Raw genomic sequence first — 26,508 nt, 5'->3', positions numbered from 1 at the left:
ATGAACAGGTACTAATAACTCCTCACAACATTTTACGAAAACATAGGAGAAACTGCAACTATTCTTTTTAAAATGATCCATTAATTAAGTTATATCATAACACAAATAAATAAGCTAACCTATTTAAGGTTAGCTGTTTATAAGAATACCTATAGATTTTTTAGATGATTAACTATTGGGTTGAAACTTCACTTCAACATTCATTGAGCCAAACTCATCATGTACCATCTGCATAATTCCATTTGCTTCTGTTTCAGATAACTCATCTGCTTTAACTGTTACAATTACGTTTTCATCTTCTGTTCGAACAAGAACATCCGTATAACCATTATCAGCTTTTAATGTTTCTTCTAATATCAACTCTTTAGATGATATGCTATCTAATTCTTGCATCTCATCATAGGCTTGTGTCTTTTCTTCAGTTGAAGCAGCACTTGATGCGACGATATTTTCTAATTGCTCTAACCTACCACTTCTTGTCTCCTCTAATTCCATTCTTATTGTAGTAAAAAGATCATCTGTTGATGTAGAAGATATTTCTGATTCATCCGATGTAGCTGCTGGATCTTCTGTACTTTCTTCATCACCTGAACCAACCTCTTCACTTGTTTCTTCAGCTAAATTTCCAGTTGTTATTTGATTTTCTGTATCTGTTTCATCATTGATAAAAGCTAATTCACCATCACTTGGTGAACTCATATAATATACACTTAACACAATCATTAAACTGAGCATTGTTAATAACCACACTGTTTGTTTTTTTAACATCTTTTATTCCTCCTCGTTATTCTTTGGCATAATAGAAATACGGTGAACTGGGACATCTAGCACACGTGAAACAGCTTCTGTTACCCACTGTTTTGTTTCCAGATGTTCAACACCTTTTGCTACAACTAATACACCACGTATTTCTGGTTTTTTTGTTTGTATTAACAAAGGTACTTCATCGTCTCCTTGCCTTACAATTACTATCTGTTGCTCTTCTGTTGTATCTTCAATACTTCTTTCTCCACCATTTTGATCTGTCTCTTCTGTTGTTTGTGTACCGATGATTAAATTTTTCTCATAAACTTGTTTATTTGTTGCATCTAAATTCACCATTACTTCTACAGCTGAGACACCAGAAATTTTCTCAAGTAAATCTTTCAAGTCTGTCTCATATTGTGTTTCAATTTCATCCACATCAGAACTTTTAGTATCCTTTTGCAAAAAGGTTTCTTCTTCTGTTGCAGCTGGTTCTTGTTGCGATAATTCACCTGATTGATCAAGCGAATTTGTTTCTCCTTGAAATAAACTACTCGTGATGATCACAAGTATTCCAACTAACCCCAGAATGAGTACATAGCCCATTTTTGTTGGTTTTTTACCATCTGCTGTTTTGAGTTTTAAATTTCTGAAAATTTTATTGAAAGGATTTCCCATTATGTTCCTCCCTCCCATACCAACACTAATGTTTGTTTTTCTAACTCCCAAACTTCGGTTAAATAAGTACGAATTTCATCTAGTTTTGATTCAGAGGCTTCATTAGTAACCTCTGTGTCTTGCTGTTCACCAATAATTATTTCTTCCACTACACCTTGATCTGAATTGCCATTTTCCAGTAAGTATACTGTTACTTCTTTTAAGTTTTCTATATCTTGATTATTCTCTGAATCAAATTGGAAATGAATATCAGAAATCGTTACACCATAAGTATTATTCAACTCCTCTTCCACTTGTTTTTTCATTTGGACAACTATCTCTTCTACAACATATGCATCTTGTGAGGCTTGTATTTCATTTTTCTTTAATTCAATTTCATTTTCTAATGTATTTTCATCCATCGACCCCTCAAATTCAGTCATTGCTTGGTCTATTGCTTGTTTCACATCCATATTTAAAAATTGAAATAATGGTTGCAAAAAAAGTAAAAGAAATAAAAGAGATAATACCGTATGAATATATTTTTTCATATTGGTTTGTGGAATTAACATTTCTATAATCATTACTAAGAGTAAAAATACTATGATCTGGGTAATCCAATCTAATAAGGAAGACACAGAAAGCGCCCTTTCTCTTAACGAAGCATTAATGTAATATTGCTTGCTATTACGAGTAAAACAATAGTCAAAAAAAACATCAATGATACTGCGAGCAGTGCAGCAAATAAATATAAAATATGCTTACTCATAATATCCATACATTTTAATATCGGACCATCACCTAAAGGTTGCAATATAGCTGCAGTTATTTTATAAATCAATGCAATTACAATGATTTTTATTGCAGGAAAGATAACAATAATTAACAGTATAATTAACCCAACTAATCCAACAGCATTTTTCAATAATAACGAAGCACCAAGAACAGTGTCCGCTGCATCTGTAAATAGCTTTCCAACAACTGGAATGAAGTTACTAGTAACAAATTTCGTTGTTTTCATTGCTATGCCATCTTGAATTGCAGAAGTTGCTCCTTGGACTGAGACAACGCTCAAAAAAACGGTTAAGACTATACCTAATAAAGCTAGTCCAAAATTTTTAAATAGCTCTGCTAACTTAGTAACTTGAAATGCTTCATTCAGTGTACTAACCATTTGTAATAATGCTGATAAGAAGAACAATGGCAGTATAATTTTTGATACAAGTACGACAGTAAAATGCATTAACGCAACAACGACCGGATGAAAAAAAGCAACAGCTGTTAAATTTCCAAAGGAGGCCATTAAACCAAGCATTAATGGTAACAACGCTAGCATGAAATCCCGCATCTGAATAATTGTTTCGTTTACATACGTTGATGCAAGTTGAAAACTTTGTAATGCTAAGATAAGTAAAACAAGCATGATTACAATATCCGCTACTTTACTAACTGTTTTTGATTCGAACGCTGTTTGAATACTCTGGAGAACTGCCGAACACATCGTTAATATAATTAACGTGCCTAGCAACTTTCCATTCTGTATAACTTCGTAACCAAGGTACGAAATAACAGCTTCAATCCAATCCTTAATGGATAGTGCATCTTGATTCTGTAAGAATTCGCGAAATGTTACATTTTTTATATTAGGTAGAAATTCACCATAGTTTGTAACCAACTGATTCCAATAGGTAGTTGTTTCATCCATTGAAACTTGCTCTAATAAAGATGTATTTTCTGCCGTTGATGAGGGAGAAGTAGTAGCTGTAATGGTTTCAGGGAATTGGTAATATATGAACAGAAGGAAAATAAACACTCCTATTCTTCTCACATATACCTTCATATGCTTACCTCACTTTTATTTAGCATTATTGCGGTAGAAAGTTTAGAATCGTTTCAACAACGGCTGTTAATATGGGTACTGCCAAAACAATAATAAGTAATTTTCCAGCTAATTCAATTTTTGCTGCTACCGATACTAATCCAGCATCTCTTGTTAAGTGAGCACCAAATTCCGCAACATATGAAATTCCAATTATTTGTAAAATTGTTTCCAGATACATATTATCTATGTTTGCCTTGTTACTTAATGCACGAATTAATTCGATTACCTTCCCAATATATTCCATTACAAAAAAGAAGATAATCACACTCGTTACTAAAACAATTAAAAATGCGAAAGTTGGCTTTTGCTCTTTCACTAACAGAACTAGTAAACTTGCTATGATAGCAATTGTTACAATTTGAATTATAGCCATTTCATTACCCCTGAAATAAAAATACGGATTTTATTTGCTGGAATAGTTCGTCAATGCTATCAATTACGACGATCAGTACAATAATAAATCCAATTAGACTAGCAAATTGTGCATACTCCTCTTTCCCCATCTGTTTTAAGATAGTGTGAATCATTGCTACGATGATTCCTATTCCAGCAATTTGAAAAAGAATTGCGGCATCTTGATACATAATTTTACTCCTTTCTAAATCAAGAGTAAGACGATAAATAATCCAGCTAAAAACCCTAAACTTTTAACCATTTTTCCGTATCTTTGTTGGTTATCCTGTGCTTCTTCTAAAGCACGTTCTAAATGTGTAAAAGCAAGTTGAATATGTTTAGTTTGTTGTTTAATATCATGTTGTCCTAGTGTTTGTCCAAATTGATGCATAATTTCCTTCTCATAATCTCCTAAAGAAACATTGGCAAAGAAGATCGTAAGATGCTTGTCCCAGCTAGCAGGAAAATCTACTGATTGAGTTTGCAAATCTTGACATACTGCTTGAAAAAACGAAGAAACTGGCTGCGGAATTTGTTTCGCTACTACTCTGAAAGCTTCTTCTAGTGGTGCTTGACTATAAACCATTTCCGCTTCAACTATTTGTAAGGCGCTTTTTAATTGTCTAATTTCTTTTGGACGGTTGTTCAATTGAAATGCTATTTCAAATCCGATCCACGTGGTGGCGCCTAATAGAAGAAGAGCCCCTATCCATTTCATTCTTCCGCCACCCCTGTTTCTTTACAATATTTGTTCCATTTGAATCGAGAATACATTGGACTACTCCCGGTTTTTTAGTTCGTTCTAAACAAATAAATCGATCAAAAACTTGTTCTTCCCATAACATTTTAAAAGTAGAACGGGTTTGAATATCTTTCAATGATTCACCGTGTACTGTGCAGATTATACGAACACCAGCATGTAATGCCTCCTGCAATGCTTCTACATCTTTTTTAGTCCCAATTTCATCTACTATGAGCACTTCTGGAGACATGGAACGAATCATCATCATCATGCCTTCAGTCTTAGGACATGCGTCCAATACATCTGTACGAATACCTATTTCATGTTGGGCGATCCCTTCTATACATCCAGCTATTTCTGATCGTTCATCAATAATACCGACTTTAGCTGGATTAATATTACTCCAACCATTTCCAATTACTCGCGCAATGTCACGCAGTAATGTTGTTTTACCAGTTTGAGGCGCTCCAATTATCAAGGTATTAAAGTATCTTTCATCATATAAATAGGATATATAGTTATCTGCTATACCTTTTTTTGCTTTTGCAATTCTAATATTAAATGATGTAATATCCTTAATTGCTTTCACTTCGCCATGCAGGGTGTTAACTTTTCCAGCTAGACCAACACGATGTCCCCCACGAATAGTTATATAACCTTGTTTTAGCTCTTCTTCCATACGATACAATGAAAATTGGCTGAGTTGATTTAATAGAAATATCCCATCTTGTTTAACCGGGACGTTTTCTATTAGCCACTCTGTATTCGTATCAAAAACTAATTCTATTGGGCGCTCAATTCTAACTCTAATTTCCTGTAAACTTTGCCAACGCGAACCAATCTTAGTCATGAGCTGCCGCTTCAATATGTCCGGGAATAATCTCATGATCTCTCCTATCATATCCTCACTTCTTTCTCTAGTAACACATTTGTATTTATAGTAAGTCTATGCTTGTCTTCATATGATATGACTTGAATTTCACATCTAGTTAGATATCAAAAAAAGGACAAATAAAAAACTGGCATGCATATTGCATACCAGTTCAATCATTCTTTTTATTTAAGCACGTGAAACATATTTACCATCCGTTGTATTAATAAGAAGAATGTCTCCTTCATTTATAAAGAAAGGTACTTGAACACTTAAACCTGTTTCTAAAATTGCAGGTTTCGTACCACCACTTGCAGTATCCCCTTTTATACCCGGTTCTGTTTCAGTAACCTTAAGCTCAACGTTGTTTGGTAAAGATACACCAATTGTTTCATCATGGTAACTCATAATATTAACTTCCATATTTTCTTTTAAGAATTTTAATTCATACTCAATTTGACTAGCTTGCAACTCAGTTTGCTCATATGTGTTGGTATCCATAAAAGTATGTACATCAGCAGCAGCATATAAATATTGCATTTTTTTATTTTCAATATGTGCTCGTTCTACTTTTTCTCCAGCACGAAACGTTTTTTCTTGGATATTACCATTTCGTAAATTACGTAATTTTGAACGTACAAAAGCTGCACCTTTTCCTGGTTTTACATGTTGAAAATCTACGACCGACCAAATACTTCCATCAAATTCAATTGTTAGCCCAGTCTTAAAATCATTAACTGAAATCATTTTTTGTTTCCTCCCTATAGTAACTATCTCTTTATCTTTTATAACTTATAATATAATAAGTTCTTTTGTTGAATGATTCAACCTCTTATTACCATCTTTCGTAACAATAATATCATCTTCGATTCGACAACCACCAACATTTGGTACATATATCCCTGGTTCAACGGTAACAATCATACCTTCTTCTAGAATTTCACTTGAGCGAAATGATAGGCCTGGACTTTCGTGTACTTCTAACCCTAAACCGTGACCAGTAGAATGACCAAAGTATTTACCATATCCTTTTTCTGTAATGTAATCTCTTGTAAGCGCATCGGCTTCTTTGGCAGTTATTCCTGCTTTAATGCCTTCTACACCTTTTAACTGTGCTTGTAATACCGTATCATAAATGGTATGTAATTCATCTGATACTTCACCAACAGCCACCGTACGTGTTATATCGGAACAATACCCTTTATATAAGGCACCAAAATCTAATGTCACAAGCTCCCCATTTTCAATTGTTTTATCGGATGCCACACCATGAGGGAGTGCTGAACGATAGCCTGATGCTACAATAATATCAAAACTAGATGAAGTAGCGCCTTGTTTACGCATGAAAAATTCTAGTTCATTTGATACATCAATTTCTTTCACACCAGGTTTAATAACAGTTAGAATATGCTCGAATGCTGCATCTGCAATTTTAGCAGCTTCCTTTAAAATAGCAATCTCATCATCTGTTTTAATCAAACGTAATTTTTCTACTAAACCTTTTGTCGGGACTAACTCAGCACTAATTTCTTTTTGATATTCTTCAAAAATCTCATATGTTAGATCTGTTTTTTCAAATCCAATACGCTTTATACCCAATGTCTTCACTTGGTTAGCAATTTCTTTAATAACACCTTGTTTATGTTCAATAATTTCAAATGATGGAACTTCATCGGCTGCTTGTTGCGTATAACGAAAGTCCGTAATAAACAGTGCTTTCGATTCAGTAATAAGCGCAATACCTGAAGTACCAGTAAAACCCGTCATATATCTTATATTAAACGAATTTGTGATTACTAAAGCGCCTAAATTATCCTTTTTCATTACAATACGGAGTTTTTCTATTTTCCCCATGTTAAATCCTTCCCTTCTAATTAGTAACATACAAGTTCTTCTATTTATACGTCAATTTGTCTTTATCTAGTTTATCATAATTCTGCTGTTTGTGTTTAATCTGAGACTTTTGAATAACATTAAATATTTTTCTTTGTTACTGTATCAAGATAATCATAAGAAATAGAATAACCAATGAAAATACCATATAGTAAAAATAAGCAAAGGGTTGTCACGATCGTATCACCATTCAACTGATTTAAAGATGATATATTCGGAAAAATCGGCAATAATACATAGAATACAATGCCCCATAAGGCTATTCCAAATATAGCGCTTGGCCATAATCCACGTAATTTTTTTAACAGTAAATAGTAAATAATTGCTACTGCTAATGATAATACGCCGATTAGAATAATTGCAATTAATTCAGCTAACCATCCGCTTGTCCAATCTTTATTTAACCAAGACCTAATCATGAAAGATGCAGGAGATACAGATGTAAAATTAAAATAACTAGCAAACCATCCCATAAATCCCCAAAAAACACCCCCTACAAATCCAGTCATAAGAGATTTTGTAATAATCGAAGTCGGTTGTTCTCTCTTGTTTTGTTCTAATTGTTTTTTAGCTACCATCCTTATCACCTCGATATATAGGATGACCATTTTTTTTTACAATATGCTTAGTTTGTTCCAAAAGAAAATTTATCAAAATTTTTCTACTACTAGTGCTTTCTTGTGTTTTTTAGTAAAATAGATGTAAGACTTTAAAAAAAGTAGCATAATAAATGCATATAATTAATAGATTACGGAAATAATATATGATAGAAACGATTCGCCTAGCCATAAACAAAAAAGGTTTTTAAAAAACAGTAGAAAGGGTGAAAAAAATGTTCCGTCATAGGTTTTCTGTATGGATATATATCCTTCTTGGTCTTGCTATTATTGGTTTAGGAAGTAAATTACTTACAAACCCAACAGGTTTCATTATGAATATATTAATTATCGCAGGTCTTGGTGCATTAATTTACGGTGCAATCTACTTCTTTATCATTCGAAAACGTACGACAGACGATTTAATAAAATATAAAAAAGCTGTTAAACAATCAAAGAAAAAATATAAAAATCAACAGACAAAAAAAGCATCGACATCCAAAGCTATTAAAAAGAATCAACCTATATTAAAAAAGAAAAAACAGGTTAAAAAAACTGATGCACCGCATTTACGTGTAATAGATGGAAAAAAACAAAAAAGAAAAGATCGAGCCACATTTTAGTGGCATGTCTTTTCTTTTTTTGTTTCATAAATAGTCTTGGTTTTCAAACTGTGCAGTAGCTGTAAAATATGCCGTAGTGAATAATCAAAAATACTTGCTAAAAAAGTGAACTTATTTTTCCATAGCGGGTACTTAATTAGTTAGGCCAGTGTGTTAGAAATGATGTAGCTCTTTTTTTACCAAATAGGATTAAATCCCTTTTTGAATCTTTAGATAACGATAAATCAGATACATCAACTTCTTTTACTGGTATGAATAGGAGATCATCTGTATGTTTTTTTGATATATATCTAGCGTCATGTGCTAAACGCATCGTTGTAACCAAGGCTTCTGAAAGATTAAATGCATTTGTAATCTTTTTCTCGGGGATTTGATCATATGCTGCACTTAAATTCATCCCTAATAAAGGTCTCCTTCTCATAGAACGATCTTTATCAAAAATCCACATCGGTGTATTACTTAAAATTGCACCATCTACTATAATACTTTTTTGATTTTTTGTATTGACTAATTTCTTGGGACGAAAGAAATAAGGTAGACTTGCACTCATCCGAACTGCTGTCGCTATTAAGAAACTCTCTGGTTTTATTCCATATAAACGCTCCAAGTCATCTGGTAAAACAACAATTTTACCTAAAGATAAGTCTGCAACAACCACCTTTAACAAGCCTTCTGGAAGATCACGAAAAGTATATACATTCTTATAAGCAAGTCTTTGATATAACCACTTCTCAAAAGCATCACCTTTATATATGCCCATTGTAAAGTATAGTGAAAAGACTTTACAAATAGGAATATATTTATCCATAATACTTGTATCCAAGAATTTTTTTAAATCTAAATTCATCAGCATTAATTCAATTTCTTTTACAGTATATCCTGCTGCAAGTAAGCTCGCTAAAATTGCACCTGCCGATGTTCCGGCTAAACGCTCAAACGTAAAACCTTTCTCTTCCAATACCTCCAATGCACCGATAAAGGCAAAAGCTTTGACTCCTCCTCCTGAAAAAACACCATCAATTTTCATAAGAACCCCCAACATGTGTTTATTCTATATATAGGAGAAGCCGTATTAATTTAGAACTATAAACTATTTTACAGATACAACCATATCTAATGCATTTATTGGTACCTCAGTTGTCTCTAATTGATAAACAATATTATCATTTATCCAAATTATATTAACATCGACAGAATTACCACCCTCATCGTATGCTACGAACACATTTCCTACGTCTGGTGCAGGTAAAAGTTTTTTTTCTAAGAATTCAACTATTTGTATAGCAATATTCTCAATCTCCATCTGGTCAGATATCATAGACGATACTTGTAGAAACCATCTTCCTTCTTGCCAGTTCACACTCTCCCTCAATTTATCTTCTTCATACTTACCATATATGTCAAACCCAAGATCTAATGCTGTTTCTTCTCCAGGCTCAACATTTATTGGATCGGTATTTTCAGTGAAATCCTCCTCTAGACTATTAGAATCTTCTTTATAATCCTTAGCAGAGAAAGTTGCGATTAATTCTTCATCTAACCTTGTCAATTGGTCAACATTAATTTCTCTGGAATCATTAATTTGATAATAAGATATCTTATAGCTATTACTCGTGTTTTCTTCGATATAACCAGTTAAAAAAGTATTATCATCAATTGGAAATGTTGTCGGTGTAGTAGCATTATCCATTACTAGCAAAGCTTTTAGATCATTCACTACCTCTTCAACAGGCTTAGATCCAACTATTTCCTCTTCAGTTCTTTCCTTTGAAATTATATTCGTTTCTTGTGCTGGTTTTGAAGCATTCTGATTTGAACTATCCCAATTTAGTATTAATATTAAAAATAATCCTGCCGTAAAAATTAACCCAAAAATAGGATACCAAAAAATTGTCTTCTTTTTAGAAAACTTATCTACTAATTTGTCTTCCAGTTCACTACCAAATTCATCTCTTGGCTCTATCTTGTTATATTCCTTTTTCAAAAGATTTAATAGCGCTTTTTCTTTATTCTGATCCAAATAACCCACCTCCTGACTTAATCCCTTGCTCATAATCTTCTAACAATGTTCGCAATTGCTTTATCGCCCGATGATACGTCACTTTCACTTTAGACTCAGACCAGTTCATAACATTTGCCGTTTCTTTCACTGAAAAATCATGCATGTTTCGGAGTACGATAACCATTCGATAATCAGTTTTAAGTTCACTCAATTTATCGTACACCTGACCTAATTCGTCTTTACTTTCCACTTTTTCTTCCGTGCTTTTTTCCTTAAATGGAATAATATTTAGCAAAAAGTCTTGCAATATTACTTGCCTACTTTGTTTTCGAAAATGATCCATCGATATATTTTTTGCTATCGTGAACAACCATGTTTTCATTGATGAATCACCCTTATATTTTGAACTAGTATTGAATAAGCGAACGAAAACTTCTTGTGTTAAATCTTCAGCATCTTCTTGTGATTTCGTAAATGAAAGAATAAATCGATAAACATCTTTATAATAAGTTCGATAAATAATTCGAATTTCGTCTTCATTCCATTGCAACTTGTTTCACCCTCTTTATTATATTTTATTAGACGATTTTAATCATTTTACGTTACAAAAAAGTACAATATATAATTCCGTCACAAAAAATCACCAGTCCGTCTTACTGATCGGGCTGGTGATTTTACTATCTATTCTGTTAATCCCTCTATGGTCATCTCTTCTACAGTTGCTGTTTGCTCATCACGAACTTTTACTTGCATAGTAACCTCGTCACCCTCTTGTAAAAACACAGCTAACGGCTGATTACTCGCATTTATTGTATAAATTGTTTCTTCACCATCTAATAAAAACTGAACTACTTGGCTCGTATCAGTTGTTATAACAAGCACACGATATACAATTCCACTTCTTGATTCTGCTTCAACTTCTTCAGTTGATTCAACCCTTCCAGGATCTTGTTGTAACGCAATACGATACGCATCTAATGTACCTTCTGCTGTATCGCCAAAAACGACAAAGTCAGAATCAGATGCATCGATATATGCATAATGCTTAAACAGTCCATTAGGATCCAATACATTTACTACCCAAGTTGGATTCCCATCGATATTATACAAAATTGGCATGGAGCCTTCCCAATTTTTTTCAGGAAATTCTTTATTTACAATTTGTTTTGCACCTTCACTATCCATTATTCCATTATTAATATCTCCATTATAATAAGTTAATGTTCCTGTTCGCGCATGGATTAATGTGTAACCAAGAGCTGAGTCAATATTTTCTTTTGGAGAAGTCATGTCTGTAAAATAAAACATTTCTCCATTTTCATCAAAAATAGGTGTAACACTTTTCTCCGTTCCTGAATCATTTGGAATTCGAACATCTTTTTTACCAAAAAGACTATTAAACCAACCATGAACATAATTTCCAAAATATTCATTTTGTAACGCTGCCATTTCCGAACTAACAGAGCCTTCGATAAAGTCTGGCGCTTGATTCGTTTGATATAAGGATAATTCACCAGTAACTGGATCTACAACCGCTACCATCAGTTCATTCATATTTGGTTTATTGGTAATCTTAACTGGTTGGTATAATGTTTGTACGTACCAGGGTTTGCCTTGTTCATCCACTTCTATTTGTGCTTCTCCACTCTGGATATACTGTGGATATTGATTGTAAATAACTCGTTGAATGTTGTCATTAAAATAACTTGAGTTTGTATAGCTCATCTTACTATCCACAAACTCCGGTTGCGCGTTAACATTTGTCGCAGATATTCTAAAATAACCTTCTGTTTCACTTCCTCGTAGGTATTTCCAAAAACCAGTAAATTCTAATGGAGCAACATAAACAATCTCTTCATCAATTTTTTGAACTTGTAATTTACCTAGGTCATAAAATTGAGGATTTGGTACAACACTCATTGCTTTTTGCATCTTGTTTCGAGCTGACTCTGGAGCAACCGCAATTGGTGTATCTTCTTTACTAAGGGGTTCTGATTGATCTTGTTCTTCTTTATCAATTGATTCATATGAATCATCCAATGCGAAAAATCCTGCTATAAAAACAATAGGCAATGCTACTATTGCTAATATAAAGACAAAACCAATAATCGAATTCTGTGGAGCCTTATAAACTTTAACTCCTTCAATCATTACAAATAACAAAGCTGTAGTTATTAAACCTACAAGTAAATTTGATAATAGCATATTTGGAATTGTAATCGTAGGCATAATGACATAGATTATGATACTAAATAAAATAAAAGCTACTATAAAAATAGAAACACCGTGTTTAAGTATAGCTTTTTTATTTTTTTTCGTAATTAGCAATGTGAGCAATACGAAAAGATATAATATAAATGATAAAGCTGTGGTAATTATAACGCCTAACATGCAGACCTCTCCCTTTTTGTTGTTTATCTTACTAAGATATACGGATTACGCTTGAATTTAGTTTCAATATTTTAAAGTAAATTACTTAGTAGAAAATCGCCTTGTTAGCAACAAATGAGTCCTGTTTTAAGCTATTGGGAGAAACTTACGTGACAGTTTTTGAAAATCTGATTAAACAATTTAAAAACAGAAGAAATACGTATATTTACGAATTCCTTCTGTTTTTAATTAATTATAATTCGTCATTCTCTTTATGTAATTGCTTTAGTTCTTCTACTCTACTTGGGTTCTTTTCAAAATACTGGACTAAATCACCAATTCGATCGATAGAGTTCCAACTTAAATGATGCTCAATTCCTTCTACATCATGATAAATATTTTCTTTATTTACGCCAATTATCCCGAGAAATTGTTCTAATAACTCATGTCGATATACAAGTCGTTTACCTATTTTTTTTCCTTGAGGAGTTAGAATCAATCCTCTATATTTCTCGTAATTTAGATATTCATCTTTATCAAGTTTTTGAACCATCTTTGTAACGGAGGAAGGGTGAACTTCTAAAGCTTCAGCAATATCAGAAACACGAGCATAACCTTTTGAGTCAATTAACATATATATTTGTTCTATATAATCTTCCATACTAGGTGTTGGCATGGTAGTCCTCCAATTCTTCAATTCCCTTTAATACCTATAATAAAAAGGATACAATAGTTTTGCTATGTACACAAGCGATTTTCCTTGTTGGTAAGTTTTTAAATAGATTAAATATACTAATTTAAGATATCTAGCATCAATGAAAGAATTTTTTTGGAAAAAATGATATAATTGTCGTACAATAGAATATGACTTTTATAAAAACGGGGGAAGTAAAATGGAATTGTATATCTTAATTGGACTATTAATAGCGCTAATCGTATTTAGTGTCTATAGATATGTTAAACAACGACGCATACTAAAAACGATTTCGGAAGAAGAATTTCGTGAAGGATATCGTAAAGCACAGCTAATCGATGTAAGAGAACCAAAGGAATTTGATGGTGGTCACATTTTGGGAGCGCGGAATATTCCATTAACCCAAATGAAACAACGCATGAATGAGTTACGTAAAGATCAAGCTATCTATTTATATTGTCAAAACGGCTCTCGAACGGGACGAGCAGCATTAATGCTAAGTAAAAAAGGCTATACTGACATAAGTCAGCTTCAAGGCGGTTTTAAAAAATGGTCTGGAAAGATTAAAAAATCAAAAAAAGCAAGCTATTAACTAAATAAGAAGGCCTCTTCCAACTGGAAGAGGCCTTCTTATTTAGAACTCGTATTTTAATATTGGTTTTCTAGCTGCTCTTGTTTCGTCCATACGCCGAACAATCGTTGTATGTGGTGCTTCTTGAACATATTCCGGGTTATTTTTTACTCCGTCTGCTATTTCTATCATTGTATCTATAAAACCGTCTAGTGTTTCTTTTGCCTCTGTTTCTGTTGGTTCAATCATCATGGCTTCCTCTACATTTATAGGGAAATAAATCGTTGGTGGATGATACCCAAAGTCCAACAACCGTTTAGCAATATCTAATGTTCGAACACCTAATTTTTTTTGGTTTTCTCCCGATAAGACAAATTCATGTTTACAGTGTTGTGAATATGGTAATTTAAATACTGGTTCTAATCTTCGCATCATATAATTAGCATTTAATACAGCATATTCACTGACCTTTTTCAAACCTTCTGCACCCATTGTCCTAATATAGGTATATGCACGTACATTGATGCCAAAATTCCCATAAAAAGGTTTCACTCTGCCTATTGAGTGTGGACGATCATAATCCAATTCGAATTTATTATTACGTTTTCTTAACACTGGTTTTGGTAAAAATCGTGCAATTTCTTCCGATACACCAACAGGTCCAGATCCAGGTCCACCACCACCATGTGGGCCAGTGAACGTTTTGTGTAAATTCAAATGAACAACATCAAAACCCATATCACCGGGTCTTGTATATCCCATAATCGCGTTTAAATTAGCCCCATCATAGTATAATCGACCACCAACATCATGAATTATTCGAGCCATTTCGGTAATTTCTTCTTCAAACAAACCTAATGTATTCGGATTCGTTAGCATTAGTGCAGCTGTATGGTGATCTACAACCCTTTTTAAATCCTCTAGGTCTACTAATCCTCGCTCGTTTGTTTTTACTGTAACAGCCTCAAATCCAGCAACGGAAGCTGATGCAGGATTTGTTCCATGTGCCGAATCTGGAACAATTACTTTTGATCGTTTAAAATCATTATTTCCTTCATGAAATGCTCGAATCATCATTAATCCAGTCCACTCACCTTGTGCACCTGCTGCTGGCTGAAGCGAAACATCATACATACCAGTAATTTCAGTCAAAGCAGTTTGCAAATCATACATAACCTCTAGAGCACCTTGTACTGATTCTGGATCTTGATATGGATGGATATGACTAAAACCTTCTAATCGGATAACATCTTCGTTCATTTTCGGATTATATTTCATCGTACATGATCCAAGTGGATAAAAACCTGAATCCACGCCATAATTCCGACGTGACAATCCAGTATAATGTCTGATAATTTGTAATTCACTCAGTTCAGGTAAGTTAGGAGGAGTTGACCGAATATAAGCTGGATCTAGCAGCGATTCGATATCCGTCTCTTCCACATCTAAATCCGGTAAACTATGACTTGTTCGACCTGGCTTACTTAATTCAAAAATTAATGGATAATCTTGATTATTCAATGATCACACCTACTTTCTTAGCAAACCTATTAATTTCTTCTTTTGTCCGCATCTCCGTAACAGCAAGTAACATATAACCTCGATATGATTTATCAATTAGAGATAAATCATATCCACCAATCATACCTTCTTCTAACAATGCTCGATTTACTTTTGCAACATCTCGATTCAAATTGATGACTATTTCATTAAATAATGCACCTTGATAGATAACTTCTATTTCTTGTTTTTCGAGCATTTTTTTTGCATAGTAAGTTTTTTGCATGTTTTGCCAAGCCATCTGTTTAATACCTTTTTTACCTAATGAACTCATTGCAACTGAAGATGCCAGAGCGTTTAATGCCTGATTTGAACAAATATTAGAAGTCGCTTTATCTCTTCTGATATGCTGTTCTCGAGCTTGAAGAGTTAAAACAAAACCTCTTTTTCCATCTTCATCTACGGTTTGCCCTACCAACCTTCCAGGAACTTTACGCATTAGTTTCTTCGAAGTTGCAAAATAGCCACAATGCGGCCCACCAAATTGTGCAGGGATTCCAAATACCTGTGTATCACCAACAACAATATCAGCACCAAATTCACTTGGTGGTGTTAAATACCCTAGTGCTAAAGGATTACTAGATACGACAAACATAGCTTTACTATTATTCATCACTTGTCTTATAGTAGCTAGTGGCTCTATTTGACCAAAAAAGTTTGGATACTGAATAACAACACTTGCTACCGTTTCATCTACTAACGTCTCAAGCATACCTAAATCAGTTAATCCATCTTTTTCAGGTATTTCTATAATTTCAATACCTTGACCTTTTCCATACGTTTCAATTATTGCTCTAGATTCAGGATGGACTGTTTTAGAAACAAGTACTTTTTTTCTCTTTGTTTGTGCAGCACTAAGATTGGTTGCTTCCGCTAATGCAGTTGGTCCATCGTACATCGAGGAATTTGCTACATCCATACCAGTTAATTCACAGATCATCGTTTGAAATTCAAAAATAGCCTGCAATTCGCCTTGTGAAATTTCAGGTTGATAAGGTGTGTAAGCAGTGTAAAATTCTGATCTAGAGATTATATGATCAACTACTGATGGAATGTAGTGATCATAAACACCTGCACCTAAAAAGGATGTATGTGTCTTCGTGTTCACATTTTTCTTTGCTAGAGCAGTTAACTCCTGCATTAATTGCGCTTCATTTGCTGGCTTTTTTAACTGTAATTCTTTCTGTAAACGTAATTCATTAGGTATATCCTCAAATAGCTCATCTGTAGTAGATACACCAACAGTGTCTAACATTTCCTTTTTATCCTCTTGTGTCATTGGTAAGTAGCGAAACTCCATTTTTTCTCCCCCTTATCCCCTTCTATAAAACGGTGTAGCAATTACTTTAGCTTGGACTTGCTTTTTTCTAATTTGTACATTTACGAGACTTCCTTCTATTGCATAATCTGCTGCTATTAGTGCTAAACCAATATTTTTATTTAAAGTTGGTGATTGTGTTCCGCTCGTAATAAATCCTATTTCTTCCTCTTGATTCATAACTGAGTAACCATGACGCGGTATCCCTTTTCCGACCATTTCTATCCCTACCAATTTACGTTGTGGACCCTCTTTTTTTTGGTGTAGTAATAACTTTTTACCTATAAAATCATTTTTTTTATTTGTTTTAACCGCAAACCCTAGTCCTGCTTCAATTGGTGAAATAGTTGAGCTCAGTTCTTGACCATACAATGCTAAATTAGCCTCAAACCTTAATGTATCTCTTGCGCCAAGACCAATCGGTTGAATCCCTTCGTCTTTACCTGCCTCGATGATTGTTTTCCATAGTGCTACACCACTATTCACTGCAATATATATTTCAAAACCATCTTCACCCGTGTAACCTGTTCGCGCGATCAGTGCTTTGTCATCTAATCCATTAAAAGATACATCTTGTGAAAATTCAAAAAACTTAATATTAGCTAATTTCTTATCAATTACTTTTTGCAACACTTGTTCAGCCTTTGGCCCTTGTATAGCTAATTGAACGAATTTTTCTGATTGATTCGTGATCGTTACCTGCTCCACTTTATGTTTCATTAACCAGTTAAAATCTTTTATTATATTAGCAGCATTCACTACTAATAAATACTTCTCATTAGCTAACTGATAAACAATTAGGTCATCCACTGTTCCACCATCTGGATAACACATAATTGTGTATTGCGCATGATTTGAGCTAAGATTTGACAGATCATTTGTAAGCATCTTTTGCAAGAAAGCTTCTGCTTCTTTTCCTTCTACAAGTATTTCTCCCATATGTGATACATCAAACAAACCGACTTTATTTCTTGTTACATGATGTTCATTTTTAATACCAGTAAAATAGACTGGTAATGCCCATCCACCAAAATCAATTGTTTTAGCATTGAATTTTTCATACTCGGAGAATAATGGTGTTTTCTTCAATTCTTCCATTTACTCAAAACCCCTCTCAAACTTAAATTAGTCAAATAAAAAGACAGGTGAAATTATCATATTTATGATAATTTCCCTGTCCTTGTACCAGAAAGATTCATCCATCTTTTCAATGGACTTGCTTCTTGGGTAGTTTATTCATTGATAAACATTCTCCAGAGTTGCGTCAGATAAAAGTCTTTTTTGCCTGAGAGATTCGTATTACATACTTGCTCCTTCGGCGTCACATTATAGTGATCTCTCCTATTATCTTCATTCGCTTGTAAAATTATTAAATTTGGACATACTAGAATTTACATTGTTTTTTTACTTGAAATCAACATAATTATAGCATGATTTTAGATTAATGGCGAATGAAAACAGAAAAAAATCAAAAATAGTTCGGAAGGTGGACTTTCGTGGAAATTGAATTAAAAAGAGATCCGAAATTTATCGAGAGTTTAGAAGAAAAAGTAAATGCAGACGGTCCATTTAGCTCATGGGAATTGTTCGATTTATCTTATCAAGCTACTTTAACAACTTTAACCCATGACTTTTCTGGATTACAAGCACCTAGATTATTACCACATGTTACTTTTTTATCACATCAATTATCTTGTGCTGAGCAAGTAGTAGAAGAAATGAATGGTAGAGCTATTTTAGCTGATGAAGTAGGCTTAGGAAAAACGATTGAAGCTGGATTAGTCTTAAAAGAATATATGATGCGTGGGTTAGTAAAAAAAGCACTAATTCTCGTCCCTGCATCGCTAGTTAATCAATGGGCATTAGAATTAACGCAAAAGTTTTATATTCCAGTTGTAACAACTAGAAAACGCCCAATATGGGACCAAGACAACATTATAATTACTTCAATAGATACAGCAAAAAGAGATCCACATCGAGAGATTATTCTACAACAAAAATACGACTTTGTTTTAGTAGATGAAGCACATAAATTAAAGAATCATCAAACAAAGAATTATCAATTTATTCGATCTCTACAGAAAAAATATTGTTTGTTATTAACTGCTACTCCTATTCAAAATAAGTTAAGTGATATTTTTAATCTCGTTTCCATATTAAAACCTGGCTTTCTAGGAGATTACCAAACATTTGCAGAAAAATTCGGTAAAAACATTAAAAATCTTGATCAAGATATACACTTGAAAAAACTTGTTCAAAAAGTAATGGTGCGTAACCTTAGACTAGAAACTGGCATTGATTGGACAAAACGAAAAGTGGAAACGATTCAAATTGAATTTACAGATGAAGAAATGCAAGCATATGAACAATTAAAAAAAATCACAATAGAAGCACCGCATTTTTCAGCAATTACTTATTTACGTGAATTATGTTCTTCACGTGAAGCTTGCTTTCTTTCGATTAAGAAAAACTTAGAGAATGATAATGCGGGTATATATGCAAATGAATACAAAGAGTTTTTAGGTAAACTAGGAGAGTTACCAAACCACTCGAAAGCAATTAAAGTGGTGGAATTAATAAAACAATCGGACGAAAAATGCATTATATTTACCGAATACAGAGCCACGCAAGTTTATTTACAATGGTTTTTACAACAAAACAATATTACCTCTGTACCATTTAGAGGTGGATTTAAACGAGGCAAAAAAGATTGGATGCGTCAGTTGTTTAAAGATAAAGCCCAAGTATTAATTGCGACTGAAGCTGGAGGAGAAGGAATTAATCTTCAATTCTGCAACAAAATGATTAACTATGATTTACCATGGAATCCAATGCGTCTAGAACAAAGGATTGGTCGAATTCACCGCTATGGTCAAAAGAACGATGTACAAATTTATAATTTTGCGATCAAGAATACAATTGAGGATCATATTCTGCGATTATTATATGAAAAAATTCATTTGTTTGAACGAGTTATTGGTAATTTAGATGCGATTCTTGCAGATTTACAATTAACAAACCTTGAGAATGAGATGGAGAAAATATTTAAGGAATCTCAAACAGATGGTGAAGTAAGGATTAAGATGGATAATTTATCTGCGGTTATTTCAGATGCGCAATTAACTTATGAGAAGGAGAATTCACATGGCAATCGAGAATCTTCATAATTTCCTTCATGACTTTTTTATCGCTAATCAATGTACAATAAAGGAAAATAGTCCTGGGAAATTATCTATCCAACTAACCGATAAGATGGATGAATATATCATGAATCGTCCCTTTTATTGGCAATATATTAAAAAAATTGGACAAAAAGGAGAGCCTGGATCAATTACTTTCTTAACAGATCCCAGTTTGGAGGAGCAAGGAGCAGAGATAATACACTTTGGCAGTCCACTATTACAGCAAATTTTTCGTATGCTAAAAACACAAGGAGAAAGTGTACGACTCTATCAACAACTTAACGTCCAACAACAAACTGCTTTAATACCTTGGCTGATCTTAAATATAAAAATAAGTTATATTGGAAAACAGAAGAGAGAAGAAATCAAATCTATTGGTATTCATATGATAAATGGGGCAATGATTGATAATATGATGGACACAATAAAGCAATTCTCATGGCATACCACCATACCCGACTATTGTTATAACTTAAGTCCATTAATTCGATTAAACAATAGTTATCAACGAATTGTTCACTATTTAGAAACAGATCTGCTTAATAAACAGCATGATTGGGCAATTGAATCATGGCAATTCATGCAAGAAGAAAAAAAATTGTTAGATTATTTTTATCAATCTGATACAGGTGATCAATTAATTCATTATGAAAAAGAAGCGGCAGCTATTGAGGAATTATATCAACCTAGCATCGCTATTGATATTATAAATGGTGGTATTTTTCATATTAGTCAGCCTACTTCAGGCGAAATATTACAAGGAAACAGATGATTAATTATTAATTATTAATTATTTTTATTTTTCCACAACTTTATGGAAACAGGCAATAAACCAAACCATTTATTAGACAATGGTTGATTGTCTTGTTTCTTTCTTTTGCGCGCTTTTCTTTGTGCTTTTCTTTCCCTTTTCGGTTTATCAATATATTTCATGAATTCTTCCGTCATATATTGTACTAGTTCAGTTCCAGACATAAAAATCTCCCTTTCTCTTGTTTTATGTCTAGGATACCCTGAAAATCACCTATTTATAAGTGTCATTATTTCTGTTACTATCTGATTAGTTGTCTTTCCATCTGTGTTTACAATTATAGATGCAGCTTCGATATATCTAGCTTCACGCTTATGTAACAGTGCTTGCTTATCTACTTCTTGATTATTCCATATCGGCCTATCCTTGTCACCCTTTAATCGATTCATTATTACTTCCCAACTTGCTTGCAAATATATTGTTTGTTGTTTTTGTAATTCTAAAATATTTTCTGGAGTTTCGATAATTCCTCCCCCTGTTGCAACAATGCAATTTTTCTTTTCTGTTTTTTTTAACATTTGATGCTCATAATCCCTAAAAGTTTCTTCCCCATAGTTTAAAAATATATCTTTTATCTTCATTTGATAAAAACGTTCAATCATTTTATCTGTATCCTGTACAGCTACTTGCATTTTTGTACCTAGTCGGTTAGCAATCGTTGTTTTTCCACTACCCATAAAACCAATTAAATATATACTATCCATTATGTACTCCTTATGCGACTAAATTTGCGTTCATTATATCATGATTTGGATAAAATTTCGATTTCATTAAATTTTTTTCGTGCGTTATTTTAGCCTGTAAAAACTAATTTCAACTGAAACAAAATTAAATAACAAAAAGTAAAAGTAGGTATAAAAACACTTTTTCTGCCAAATGAAATAATTTATACAACCTTGCATTATTGAAAAGAGCTTTGTATAGTAACATTATAAAGTGAGGTGAACCTATTGAATCCTGCAGCACTCTTTTCTACTAAATTAATTCATGCTGCTTTAGAACTTGCTGCATCTGATATCCATTTTTGTCCTTTCACTTCAACAGTAAAAATATACTTTCGGATTCACGGAAAGCGAATATTTCATTATGAAATCGATTCAAAACAATATCAGGTTTTAGTAAGTTATTATAAATTTACTGCTGGCATGGATATTGGAGAAACTCGGAGCCCCCAAAATGGTGCGATTACATTTCCATACAAGCAACAAACAATATCACTTCGATTATCCACATTACCTGTTAATGGTTCAGAAAGTCTGGCTATCCGTTTACTCCCTCAACAAGAAACAATTTCATTAAACCAATTATTTTTATTCCCCTATCAACTAAATAGTATTAAACAATGGATAACCAATCGAAGTGGTGTAATATTATTTACCGGTCCAACAGGGAGTGGTAAAACTACCACCTTATATGCCTTATTGCAGGCTCTGTTACAAGAACAATCTTACCAAACCATTACGTTAGAGGACCCGATCGAAAAGGAAATCCAAGACTTACTTCAAGTTCAAGTTAATGAAAAAAGCGGTATTACTTATCAGGCTGGATTGAAAGCTGCACTCCGACATGATCCTGATATTCTCATGGTTGGAGAAATTCGTGATGAGAAGACGGCTCAATTCGTTTTTCATGCAGCTTACACTGGACATCTTGTTTTATCTACGTTACATGCAAAAAATGCCTTTGGTACTATTCATCGACTAAATGAGATGGGAATAAGAAAGACAGATTTAGACCAAAACTTAATTGCTGTTGCTTCTTTAGAACTATTTCCAGTCCTTACAAAAGGTCAAGTTCCTTCACGAGCAGCAATTTTAGAATTACTAGATGGTGAAGTATTACAAGAGGCAATAAACGGTACAACTAATGAAAAAAATCCAAAATTCCATACTTTTGATCAGTTAAGGAGGAAAGCTGTTGCCTATGGATATGCAAAGTATTCGTAATATAGTGTTCATTAAAAAATCCACAACATTATCTTTAGATGAACAAAATAAATTTTTAATTCGATTAGCTCGTTTATTGGAGCAGCACTACACGTTACTCGATGCGCTAGTCGCTATGCAATGGAATCAAAAATGGGAGAATCATTCTAAAGAAATTATTACTACCCTTAAGGAAGGGAATTCTATTACATTAGCATTAGAACGAGCGAAATTCGACTCACAAATTATCTCCTTCTTATTTTTCTCAATGGCACATGGAGATATTAGAAAAGCATTAAAACAAAGTATTCAGTTAATAAGTCAACAATTAACTTTGATTCAGAAGTTTAAACAAGCGATCCGGTATCCATTTGTTCTTTTCATTATGTTTATTCTACTTTTATATTTCATTAAAACATCGGTATATCCTTCTTTTATTCAACTATTTTCATCTACTGCATATACCTCAGACCTAACTATATTTTCCATTCGATTAATCAATGTTTTATTTACTGTATTTATTATTTGTTTTGTTGCAATAAGTTTAGGATTTCTATATTGGATCTATGTTAAAAAGAATTTATCAATTGAAACAAAACTTATCATCTATGAGCGTATTCCCTTAATAAAAAAAGTCATTCGACTACACACAACGTTTCTATTTTCCTTGCATTTAAGCTCTTTGTTACAAGCTGGACTGTCTTTGAAAGAATGTTTTGAGGTTCTATCTAAACAACAACAGCTTCCCCTCCTCAGTTATTATTGTGATATTTTAATGCAAGGTTTACAAAGAGGCCAAGCTATCTCCACAATTCTTCCAAGTTGTACTCTTCTCGAACATGATATTAATGCCATTTTCCAAAAAAACGTTACGAATAATCTATTAATAAAAGATTTAAAAATGTATGCTGATTTTTTAATTGAGCTGATTGAAATTAAAGTGAAAAAAATAATTACCCGTATTCAACCAATCTTTTTTGTTGTGATGGCTCTTAGTATTATTTTTATTTATCTTTCTTTACTATTACCAATGTTTCAACTAATAAATACAATTTAGGAGATGATTAAAATCAAAAATGAAAAAGGCTTTACATTAATTGAAATGCTAATCGTTTTAGCAGTGATTACAACACTTTTAATTTTGTTAATACCTAATTTAGCCGATAAAAATGAAACTGTACAAGAAAAAGGCTGTGCTGCGTTAATTCAAATGACAGAGAATCAAATGGAATCTTACAAAATTGATCACGGGGCTTACCCAGCTACAATTTCAATTCTCGTAGATGAGCAGTACATTCAATCTGATACTTGTTCAAATGGAACCAAACAAATAGTATATGATGGAGAAGCAATTAACCATAAACTTAAAACAATTGCTGTAAATAATTAAAAAATGAACAAAGATAGTGGTTTTACTATTATTGAATTATTAATTGTGTTAAGTATCCTATCGATTTTACTTGTAATAGGAACAACCTTTCATATAAAAACTTATCAAACCTATCAATTTAATCGATGGTATCAAATATTTGAGAGTGACATTATGTTTATGCAACAACAAACGATAGCCTCCATGGGAAGTTTCTATATGCTAATAAAACCATCCTCACATACTTATGAAATTAGAAATGGGGGTTTTGGAGAAATAATAATTGAACGTCCTATACCTGACACATGGGAAATTAAATTAGACACATTAACCATGCCCTTATCATTTTCAACCAATGGGACAGTTAAGCAACCTGGTAAATTTCAAATAAGAACACCTTCGAATAGTTATGATATTACTTTTCCTTTTGGAAAAGGGAGGAGTTATCTAGTTGAAACATAAACAACAAGGATTTGTTATAACTGAATTACTTGCTTCCTTCAGTATTCTAATGATGATTAGTTTCACTTTAGTCCCAATAATATTACAGCTAAGTATCGAACAGAATATTTTATTTCAAAAAAGAGATATCCAATCATTTCTACATGACGAACTTCAGAGCTTTTCAGAAAACTCAAATTCAAGCCAAGATACTCAAAAAGATTTAGTTAGAAATAACAAAGAAGTTACCCTTTCATTTATTAAAGAAGATCCGCTATGGAAAGGATGTGCGATATGGAATAATGTTAAAAATCAAACCGAAGAAATTTGCTTATATTATTATCCAGACTGAGAAAGGTTTCACACTCATCAGCATTCTGTTTTCACTTGCACTAATCAGTACAACTTTAGCTTTAATACCAACAGTTTATCGGTTAATCGATCAGCAATCTTATACAGACGAATTGTCAGTCCGTCAATTTTTTCATTTTTTAAGCAATGAGATACATGAAAATGATTTTAACTATATAGATGACAATACGATACATTTAACTAAACAAACTGGAGAACATATTTTAATCTCTCCTTATCAAAATACGATTAGAAAACAAATAAATAATACTGGTCATGAAATATTAGTTCGGAACGTTAAAACATTTATTCTAGAAGAATTAAGCTTTGGTATACATGTAACAATTACAACAATCACAGGAGAATTATATGCAAAAACAATTAGCTTTTATTAAAAGATTACAAACAGAAAATGGTTTTTTCTTTCCTTATATAACTTTTATTGCCGCGATTGTTTTATTAAGTGTCATTACCAGTATATCGTTATATGCGAATGAAACGAAGATGACCACCTTACAAATGGAACAAATTGAGTTAGAAACATTACATCAAATGGCTTATCAAAAATTCGTCAGTGAACAAAACAAAAATAGTTTCAGCCTTGACAAAGAAATACTTCAATATGAATTTCCAAATGGGATAGTCAAAATTACTTATGATGCACTCGAAAATGATGCAATACGATACAAATTTGAAGCTACAACATTATTAGGAAATAGAAAACTAAGTAAATATTTAATAAAAGATTAAATTTATTACATGATTTATGAATAAGAATTGAGCAAATAGTTAAAGATAACAAATGTTACTCGATGGGCTATAGCCAAGCGGTAAGGCAGCGGTTTTTGGTATCGTTATTCGTTGGTTCGAATCCAGCTAGCCCAGTATTAAAACTTTAAAACCTATCTCACTTTTGTGAGATAGGTTTTTCTCATTACTTATAATAAAAGCTAATCATTGACTGTTTAGTGTTTGGAGTAGAACTTTACTATTACTCGACAGTCTTTTAGAAAAACTACTTTCTATAAGATTTAAGCCGGAATAATCATCAACTACGGCGTAAACAGCTATTGTCATAAGCACAATTAAATTTCTAAACAGTAGACGATGTATCGCTTTTAACGCATAATCAGCGTAGCAAGTTAAATGGGTGAGACTCCCGTGGGAACAGCGAATGTTTTTGATGGGATGAGTAATCGCAATCCCACGCGCTGAAGATCTACTCGGAAAGCGGTCTTTGCTTATTCGAGTTAGCTGAAGCCGTGCCCCATAGCCGTCAAGCTAAGGATAAAATATAGAAAAACAAAACAGTGTCCAAACAACTTTTTACTAAATATTAAATTATTTTACAACAAGGTAAATAAGAAGCGTTTCCTGCTTTATTGTGGAAATTTTATACAGTTGTTCTATGCTGCTTTAACGGTTCTTTCATACGCAAGATTTAGAATATCAAAAGGACTCTTATGCTTATAGCGATGATCTTTCCTTCCATGCCTGTAGACATTTTGATAGA

General features: G+C 32.9%; 32 protein-coding genes, 1 tRNA gene and 1 riboswitch. Of the genes, 12 read left to right on the top strand and 21 right to left on the bottom strand.

Going from position 1 to position 26,508, the window contains the following annotated elements:
- Positions 1 to 168: 168 nt before the first annotated feature.
- The 11 genes from D2K62_RS00165 to D2K62_RS00115 form a co-directional block, all read right to left on the bottom strand.
- On the bottom strand, positions 169 to 768 hold the full coding sequence (locus D2K62_RS00165) for a SpoIIIAH-like family protein (RefSeq protein ID WP_112181276.1): 600 nt from the start codon (positions 766 to 768) through the stop codon (positions 169 to 171).
- A gap of 3 nt (positions 769 to 771) precedes the next feature.
- On the bottom strand, positions 772 to 1,422 hold the full coding sequence (gene spoIIIAG / locus D2K62_RS00160; protein WP_198663190.1) for a stage III sporulation protein AG: 651 nt from the start codon (positions 1,420 to 1,422) through the stop codon (positions 772 to 774).
- A complete protein-coding gene (gene spoIIIAF / locus D2K62_RS00155; protein ID WP_157967390.1) occupies positions 1,422 to 2,039 on the bottom strand; it encodes a stage III sporulation protein AF in 618 nt (205 codons plus the stop codon). The genes spoIIIAG and spoIIIAF overlap by 1 nt, the downstream gene beginning before the upstream one ends.
- Before the next feature lie 17 nt (positions 2,040 to 2,056).
- Entirely contained in the window at positions 2,057 to 3,241 is a 1,185-nt protein-coding gene (gene spoIIIAE, locus D2K62_RS00150; RefSeq protein WP_112181278.1) for a stage III sporulation protein AE, read from the bottom strand.
- Positions 3,242 to 3,266: 25 nt separating this feature from the next.
- The gene (gene spoIIIAD, locus D2K62_RS00145) at positions 3,267 to 3,656 is read right to left on the bottom strand and encodes a stage III sporulation protein AD (RefSeq protein WP_112181279.1); all 390 of its coding nucleotides are present in this window, start codon (positions 3,654 to 3,656) and stop codon (positions 3,267 to 3,269) included.
- A 4-nt stretch (positions 3,657 to 3,660) separates the two neighbouring features.
- The gene (gene spoIIIAC, locus D2K62_RS00140; RefSeq protein WP_112181280.1) at positions 3,661 to 3,867 is read right to left on the bottom strand and encodes a stage III sporulation protein AC; all 207 of its coding nucleotides are present in this window, start codon (positions 3,865 to 3,867) and stop codon (positions 3,661 to 3,663) included.
- A 14-nt stretch (positions 3,868 to 3,881) separates the two neighbouring features.
- Complete coding sequence (gene spoIIIAB / locus D2K62_RS00135) at positions 3,882 to 4,394, bottom strand: stage III sporulation protein SpoIIIAB (protein WP_112181281.1); 513 nt, start codon at positions 4,392 to 4,394, stop codon at positions 3,882 to 3,884.
- Positions 4,339 to 5,316, bottom strand: a complete 978-nt coding sequence (gene spoIIIAA, locus D2K62_RS00130) for a stage III sporulation protein AA (protein ID WP_255421351.1) — start codon at positions 5,314 to 5,316, stop codon at positions 4,339 to 4,341. Before spoIIIAA ends, spoIIIAB begins: the two co-directional genes overlap by 56 nt.
- Before the next feature lie 162 nt (positions 5,317 to 5,478).
- Positions 5,479 to 6,036, bottom strand: a complete 558-nt coding sequence (gene efp / locus D2K62_RS00125; protein ID WP_117149451.1) for an elongation factor P — start codon at positions 6,034 to 6,036, stop codon at positions 5,479 to 5,481.
- A gap of 45 nt (positions 6,037 to 6,081) precedes the next feature.
- Entirely contained in the window at positions 6,082 to 7,143 is a 1,062-nt protein-coding gene (locus tag D2K62_RS00120; RefSeq protein ID WP_117160680.1) for a M24 family metallopeptidase, read from the bottom strand.
- Positions 7,144 to 7,262: 119 nt separating this feature from the next.
- Positions 7,263 to 7,760 carry a YqhR family membrane protein gene (locus D2K62_RS00115; protein ID WP_117160679.1) on the bottom strand — a complete coding sequence of 166 codons (498 nt, stop codon included), beginning with the start codon at positions 7,758 to 7,760 and terminating at the stop codon, positions 7,263 to 7,265.
- 254 nt (positions 7,761 to 8,014) lie between these two features.
- Here D2K62_RS00115 and D2K62_RS00110 point away from each other — a divergent pair, with 254 nt between their 5' ends.
- A complete protein-coding gene (locus D2K62_RS00110) occupies positions 8,015 to 8,401 on the top strand; it encodes an SA1362 family protein (RefSeq protein ID WP_117160678.1) in 387 nt (128 codons plus the stop codon).
- Between the two features lie 136 nt (positions 8,402 to 8,537).
- Here the strand turns inward: D2K62_RS00110 and D2K62_RS00105 are convergent, their stop codons facing one another.
- The 5 genes from D2K62_RS00105 to mntR form a co-directional block, all read right to left on the bottom strand.
- On the bottom strand, positions 8,538 to 9,428 hold the full coding sequence (locus D2K62_RS00105; RefSeq protein ID WP_117160677.1) for a patatin-like phospholipase family protein: 891 nt from the start codon (positions 9,426 to 9,428) through the stop codon (positions 8,538 to 8,540).
- A gap of 63 nt (positions 9,429 to 9,491) precedes the next feature.
- Positions 9,492 to 10,421, bottom strand: a complete 930-nt coding sequence (locus tag D2K62_RS00100) for a hypothetical protein (RefSeq protein WP_112181286.1) — start codon at positions 10,419 to 10,421, stop codon at positions 9,492 to 9,494.
- Positions 10,408 to 10,953 carry an RNA polymerase sigma factor gene (locus tag D2K62_RS00095; RefSeq protein WP_112181287.1) on the bottom strand — a complete coding sequence of 182 codons (546 nt, stop codon included), beginning with the start codon at positions 10,951 to 10,953 and terminating at the stop codon, positions 10,408 to 10,410. The genes D2K62_RS00100 and D2K62_RS00095 overlap by 14 nt, the downstream gene beginning before the upstream one ends.
- Before the next feature lie 131 nt (positions 10,954 to 11,084).
- Complete coding sequence (locus D2K62_RS00090; protein ID WP_112181288.1) at positions 11,085 to 12,794, bottom strand: DNA-binding protein; 1,710 nt, start codon at positions 12,792 to 12,794, stop codon at positions 11,085 to 11,087.
- Positions 12,795 to 13,026: 232 nt separating this feature from the next.
- The gene (gene mntR, locus D2K62_RS00085; protein WP_112181289.1) at positions 13,027 to 13,449 is read right to left on the bottom strand and encodes a transcriptional regulator MntR; all 423 of its coding nucleotides are present in this window, start codon (positions 13,447 to 13,449) and stop codon (positions 13,027 to 13,029) included.
- Positions 13,450 to 13,666: 217 nt separating this feature from the next.
- On the opposite strand from mntR, the gene D2K62_RS00080 reads away from it, so the two are divergent.
- Positions 13,667 to 14,059 (top strand): rhodanese-like domain-containing protein, encoded by a 393-nt coding sequence (locus tag D2K62_RS00080; protein WP_112181290.1) that lies wholly within the window; start codon positions 13,667 to 13,669, stop codon positions 14,057 to 14,059.
- A gap of 42 nt (positions 14,060 to 14,101) precedes the next feature.
- Here the strand turns inward: D2K62_RS00080 and gcvPB are convergent, their stop codons facing one another.
- The 3 genes from gcvPB to gcvT are packed head-to-tail and all read right to left on the bottom strand — an operon-like array spanning position 14,102 to position 18,014.
- Entirely contained in the window at positions 14,102 to 15,559 is a 1,458-nt protein-coding gene (gcvPB, locus tag D2K62_RS00075; protein ID WP_117160676.1) for an aminomethyl-transferring glycine dehydrogenase subunit GcvPB, read from the bottom strand.
- Positions 15,552 to 16,898, bottom strand: a complete 1,347-nt coding sequence (gene gcvPA / locus D2K62_RS00070; RefSeq protein WP_117160675.1) for an aminomethyl-transferring glycine dehydrogenase subunit GcvPA — start codon at positions 16,896 to 16,898, stop codon at positions 15,552 to 15,554. Before gcvPA ends, gcvPB begins: the two co-directional genes overlap by 8 nt.
- 12 nt (positions 16,899 to 16,910) lie before the next feature.
- Complete coding sequence (gcvT, locus tag D2K62_RS00065) at positions 16,911 to 18,014, bottom strand: glycine cleavage system aminomethyltransferase GcvT (protein ID WP_112181293.1); 1,104 nt, start codon at positions 18,012 to 18,014, stop codon at positions 16,911 to 16,913.
- Positions 18,015 to 18,178: 164 nt separating this feature from the next.
- A riboswitch (glycine riboswitch) is annotated at positions 18,179 to 18,270 on the bottom strand.
- A 142-nt stretch (positions 18,271 to 18,412) separates the two neighbouring features.
- On the opposite strand from gcvT, the gene D2K62_RS00060 reads away from it, so the two are divergent.
- Together D2K62_RS00060 and D2K62_RS00055 are read left to right on the top strand one after the other, a co-directional pair.
- Positions 18,413 to 20,083: a DEAD/DEAH box helicase gene (locus tag D2K62_RS00060; protein ID WP_112181294.1), complete on the top strand. Its 1,671-nt coding sequence runs from the start codon at positions 18,413 to 18,415 to the stop codon at positions 20,081 to 20,083.
- Positions 20,061 to 20,870, top strand: a complete 810-nt coding sequence (locus D2K62_RS00055) for a YqhG family protein (protein ID WP_157967827.1) — start codon at positions 20,061 to 20,063, stop codon at positions 20,868 to 20,870. Before D2K62_RS00060 ends, D2K62_RS00055 begins: the two co-directional genes overlap by 23 nt.
- A 14-nt stretch (positions 20,871 to 20,884) precedes the next feature.
- Here D2K62_RS00055 and D2K62_RS00050 read toward each other — a convergent pair whose 3' ends face one another.
- Both D2K62_RS00050 and D2K62_RS00045 read right to left on the bottom strand, forming a co-directional pair.
- Positions 20,885 to 21,073 carry a YqzE family protein gene (locus D2K62_RS00050; protein ID WP_112181296.1) on the bottom strand — a complete coding sequence of 63 codons (189 nt, stop codon included), beginning with the start codon at positions 21,071 to 21,073 and terminating at the stop codon, positions 20,885 to 20,887.
- 45 nt (positions 21,074 to 21,118) lie between these two features.
- Positions 21,119 to 21,613, bottom strand: a complete 495-nt coding sequence (locus D2K62_RS00045; protein ID WP_232824277.1) for a shikimate kinase — start codon at positions 21,611 to 21,613, stop codon at positions 21,119 to 21,121.
- A 237-nt stretch (positions 21,614 to 21,850) separates the two neighbouring features.
- Between D2K62_RS00045 and comGA the strand changes: the two genes are divergently transcribed.
- The 8 genes from comGA (at position 21,851) to D2K62_RS00005 (ending at position 25,880) form a co-directional block, all read left to right on the top strand.
- Positions 21,851 to 22,855 carry a competence type IV pilus ATPase ComGA gene (comGA, locus tag D2K62_RS00040; RefSeq protein ID WP_338418760.1) on the top strand — a complete coding sequence of 335 codons (1,005 nt, stop codon included), beginning with the start codon at positions 21,851 to 21,853 and terminating at the stop codon, positions 22,853 to 22,855.
- Positions 22,833 to 23,891, top strand: a complete 1,059-nt coding sequence (locus tag D2K62_RS00035; RefSeq protein ID WP_112181299.1) for a type II secretion system F family protein — start codon at positions 22,833 to 22,835, stop codon at positions 23,889 to 23,891. Before comGA ends, D2K62_RS00035 begins: the two co-directional genes overlap by 23 nt.
- 3 nt (positions 23,892 to 23,894) lie before the next feature.
- On the top strand, positions 23,895 to 24,224 hold the full coding sequence (gene comGC, locus D2K62_RS00030; protein WP_112181300.1) for a competence type IV pilus major pilin ComGC: 330 nt from the start codon (positions 23,895 to 23,897) through the stop codon (positions 24,222 to 24,224).
- 3 nt (positions 24,225 to 24,227) lie between these two features.
- Positions 24,228 to 24,665 (top strand): competence type IV pilus minor pilin ComGD, encoded by a 438-nt coding sequence (gene comGD, locus D2K62_RS00025; RefSeq protein ID WP_117160673.1) that lies wholly within the window; start codon positions 24,228 to 24,230, stop codon positions 24,663 to 24,665.
- A complete protein-coding gene (locus D2K62_RS00020) occupies positions 24,655 to 24,996 on the top strand; it encodes a hypothetical protein (protein WP_112181302.1) in 342 nt (113 codons plus the stop codon). The genes comGD and D2K62_RS00020 overlap by 11 nt, the downstream gene beginning before the upstream one ends.
- A complete protein-coding gene (gene comGF / locus D2K62_RS00015) occupies positions 24,947 to 25,390 on the top strand; it encodes a competence type IV pilus minor pilin ComGF (RefSeq protein ID WP_112181303.1) in 444 nt (147 codons plus the stop codon). The genes D2K62_RS00020 and comGF overlap by 50 nt, the downstream gene beginning before the upstream one ends.
- Complete coding sequence (locus D2K62_RS00010) at positions 25,365 to 25,745, top strand: hypothetical protein (protein WP_117160672.1); 381 nt, start codon at positions 25,365 to 25,367, stop codon at positions 25,743 to 25,745. Before comGF ends, D2K62_RS00010 begins: the two co-directional genes overlap by 26 nt.
- 63 nt (positions 25,746 to 25,808) lie before the next feature.
- Positions 25,809 to 25,880 (top strand) — tRNA-Gln (locus D2K62_RS00005).
- The last annotated feature ends 628 nt before the right edge of the window (positions 25,881 to 26,508 follow it).

Source organism: Paraliobacillus sp. X-1268 (assembly GCF_003426095.1).
Classification (GTDB): domain Bacteria; phylum Bacillota; class Bacilli; order Bacillales; family Amphibacillaceae; genus Paraliobacillus_A; species Paraliobacillus_A zengyii.
This window is presented reverse-complemented; position numbering and strand designations above follow the sequence as displayed.